The 3,417-nt window shown below is 27.8% G+C and carries 5 protein-coding genes; all 5 read right to left on the reverse strand.

Annotated features, from left to right (window positions below):
• Positions 1-134: 134 nt before the first annotated feature.
• The 5 genes from DUT90_RS00045 to DUT90_RS00060 all read right to left on the reverse strand — a co-directional run bounded on the left by DUT90_RS00045 (position 135) and on the right by DUT90_RS00060 (position 3,235).
• The gene (locus DUT90_RS00045) at positions 135-494 is read right to left on the reverse strand and encodes a DUF3592 domain-containing protein (RefSeq protein WP_114424677.1); all 360 of its coding nucleotides are present in this window, start codon (positions 492-494) and stop codon (positions 135-137) included.
• 31 nt (positions 495-525) lie between these two features.
• Positions 526-651 (reverse strand): hypothetical protein, encoded by a 126-nt coding sequence (locus tag DUT90_RS13450; RefSeq protein ID WP_258848469.1) that lies wholly within the window; start codon positions 649-651, stop codon positions 526-528.
• 192 nt (positions 652-843) lie between these two features.
• Positions 844-1,665: a hypothetical protein gene (locus DUT90_RS00050; protein WP_114424678.1), complete on the reverse strand. Its 822-nt coding sequence runs from the start codon at positions 1,663-1,665 to the stop codon at positions 844-846.
• 143 nt (positions 1,666-1,808) lie between these two features.
• Positions 1,809-2,348, reverse strand: a complete 540-nt coding sequence (locus DUT90_RS00055) for a hypothetical protein (RefSeq protein WP_114424679.1) — start codon at positions 2,346-2,348, stop codon at positions 1,809-1,811.
• A gap of 293 nt (positions 2,349-2,641) precedes the next feature.
• The gene (locus DUT90_RS00060; protein WP_181858102.1) at positions 2,642-3,235 is read right to left on the reverse strand and encodes a YbjQ family protein; all 594 of its coding nucleotides are present in this window, start codon (positions 3,233-3,235) and stop codon (positions 2,642-2,644) included.
• Between the last annotated feature and the right edge of the window lie 182 nt (positions 3,236-3,417).

Raw genomic sequence — 3,417 nt, forward strand, 5'->3', positions numbered from 1 at the left:
TTTTATCGTCAGAAATCATAAGCAGAGTATTTGTTAATAAATTGAAATTCAGTACTTTAATTTACTAAATATTCTGCTTTTTTCATAATAATAAATCATCTATTTTACATCGAACTCACGTTATTTATTAAAATTTATTTTTTAGGTTTTTTAAAAATAAATATTTTATTCCTGTATTTTTCATATTCTCTTAAATCAATATCACTTACATTAGGGTTGTCAGGTAAATAATAGACTTCGAATTTTTCACCTACACAGCCTTTAGATTCATTCTTGCATTTGAAAAAACCTGTGATGGCTTCAGATTTATAAGATTTTCCATTGACATAATATTTATATTGTAATACATAATTCGTTTTTGTAGTGTGAAAAAAATCAATAATTCTAGCTGTTGTATATTTTCCTTTTCTACTTAATTCATAACTTGAATAGTATTTTTTTATAAAAAAGATTATGAAGACTACAACTAATATAGGAAACACTAATTTTTTCATTTTAATCAGTTTAGTTTATTATTTTTAGATTTTATTTCAGCACAGAAAACAGTACTTCAATAAATTCTGCACCTTTATCTTTACCGATATATTTTATTCTTAAAAAATTCAAATAGTAGTTCTTTTTCAAATCTTGTAAATTTTCTTTTATTTTCATAAACTATTTTGTAGATAAATCAACTTTTTTCAGGTGCTGTAGGTTATTATTGCCAACGGCTCTGTATAAAGTTTGTTGCGTGTTTTCAAGCTAAAAGTAAGCAAATTATTACTGATTAGAAAGTCCGCGAAGACTTTCGCAAGTAAGCAATTAGCTAGCAATAAAATTTATACCTTGTTGGCTGTAGGTTTTTCAATTATTTTCTTTTTCTTTAATTTTCTCTATTTTTTCCATAAACTCATTCGATTTTTCAATATCAAAATTCAATTTTTCCTTACTTCTATAATCTAATGGAAATATGGTATAAGTTGGTAATTGCACTAAGGTCATTTTAAAGTTTGCTTTTTCTTCAAAATCAAAATTTTTAAATTGTGTTATGTTATTCAGATATTTTAAATTTAGGTCATTTTCAAATGTTAAAACATATCCAAAAGGAGGAAAAGCTATTTCAGAACAATTTACTATTTTTCCCGATTTGAAATCACCGTGAACAACTCTTTCTATGTATCTCACTCTTTCAGCTCTTGTTAGATAAGTATAAACTTGAAATTTTTCAGGTAATTCTTTTATGTTTTTATTCAAAACAAAGTCAGACAACTCAGGATAAGTTTTAAGAAAATTTTTGTCATTAATTGCTAAAAACATTGAAATAATTTGTTTCAATATAGCTAAAGGTTCTATTTCATTTATCTCAAAATATACTGCCGCAAATTCAGAGTCTGCAAGTAATTTCACTCCTGCATTTGCCCATTTAAAATAAGAATTAACATAATTTGAACCTAAAAAGTTATTGCAATTTATGCAAAATGAATTGTAACCAATTCCACCTTGTTTGGTTTTTCCTTTGGGTATTTCTTTTAATAAATTTCTTGAATTTATATAATCTTCAAATTTAATAGAAATATACTTTGTATTTTTATTATAAGCTACTTTAGGTGGAACGTGTTCAAATGATAAATTTGTATCTTCTCCACAAAGGTGACAAATTCCCTTTGTCATTTTATGTCTTCCCATAGTGATTTTTACTTACAGCCAACGTTTTTGTGTATATTTCAGTTGCGTGGTTTAAGCACTAAATTAACAAATAATTACTAAATGGAAAATCCGCTAGGATTTTCCCAAGTAGGCTATAAGCGAGCAATTGAATATACACGTTGTTACCTGTAGGCTTTTGTATTTTTCCTTATTAAGTAAACTCCATAAATTATAAAGAAAGATGAAAATGCGATAGTCAATAATTTTTCATTCAAGTCTTTAGAAATAATTCCAAACCAAATGGAAATAATAATTCCAAATATTAAAAATCCAATTCCATAGTAAAGACTATTTTTTCTTTGCCATTCATTCTCTGACTTTATATTTCTCTTTTTTCCTTTAATTAAGGCGCTTCTTAATTGAGGATAGTTTTCATAGCTTGAAGAAGATATTTTATATTTAAAATTCTCTCCGAATAAAGTCAAATCTTTCCATTTCATATGACCAATTTCTCCTTTAAATTTCGCATTCTCTTTTTCAATTTCATTATAAGATAATATTTCAGATAAGTTTATAGTCCTTTTTTTAAAACCAATTAAAGTCCTAATAATTAATTTAGTTTCAGTTATTTCAAGAATATTATAATTTATCAGATAGTAAATTGAAGCAATTCCACCTAATAAAAAAGGAATACTTATAAAAAGAATTCCTAATTTTTCCATCGCAGAAATAGTTAATTTAACTCCGAAAAAAGTAAAAAAAAACACCTCCTAATAGAAGTATTATAATGTTTGAAACCTTAATTTCAGATTTTACAAATTCGTTTTTCTCCATTAATGGGTTAGATTGGTTTTAGCTTACAGGTAACGTGTTTGTACAAGATTAGTTGCTGTGTTTAAGTACTAAACTTAGTAAATAAAAACTGACGAAGAAAATCCGCGAGGATTTTCGTAAGTGAGCAAGAAGCAAGCAATTAATTTTGTACGGTGTTGCCCACAGTTGTTGTGCGTTTTGCTTATCCGTTTAATCTATATCTAGATAACCATTTTAATCGGCTGTTAACTTCTTGCAATTTATCTAATAATTCAGACTTTCCACTTCCAATTACATCGACATTATTTAATTTCACTGCGGTTCCTGCCATACAAACCATTAACATTCCTTTTCCAGCACCAATTTCTGAATAGTCAATATCGGTTGCAATTACTGCATTTGCTCCCAGATCTATTGCTTGCTTTCGTAATTGGATAAAACACATATCTTCGCCCGCTTTTAATTTCTCATTGTGTCTTCCAGATTGCGCTCCAAAAAAGTCTGTAAAAGATGAAGTAAACTCCGTTATTACTCCAGTTCCAGTTGAAGACTGACCAGTTACCATTCCGATAACTTGGTAATCCCAATTCATCGGAGTATGAACCGAAATAACAGGAATATTATTTATCAGTTTTTGCATTTGGTTTGTCAGATTTTTTCTTTCCGAAGCTATTTGGTTAGAATACTTTTCATAAAGTTCTTTTCCACATTTTGAACAATAACCTTCAGCTTTTGGTTCGTTATATTCATTTATGATTGCGGTGTGCATTTTTGTGTACAATGCGTTACTCGACATTATTCCGATTTTGATTGCAGATTGGCAATTCGGACAATCTTTAATTTTACTCATATTTGTTTTGTATTATACTGAAATAGGTTGACCTTTTTTTGATGATTTTCGACACGTTCAATCTATTTTTTTCAGCCGTTTAGAAGGCAAAAAAATAGTTTGAACTCGGTTAGTTCTTAAATTTTTAG

Origin of the sequence: Polaribacter sp. WD7 (genome assembly GCF_003335085.1) — a bacterium.
Classification (GTDB): Bacteria; Bacteroidota; Bacteroidia; order Flavobacteriales; family Flavobacteriaceae; genus Polaribacter.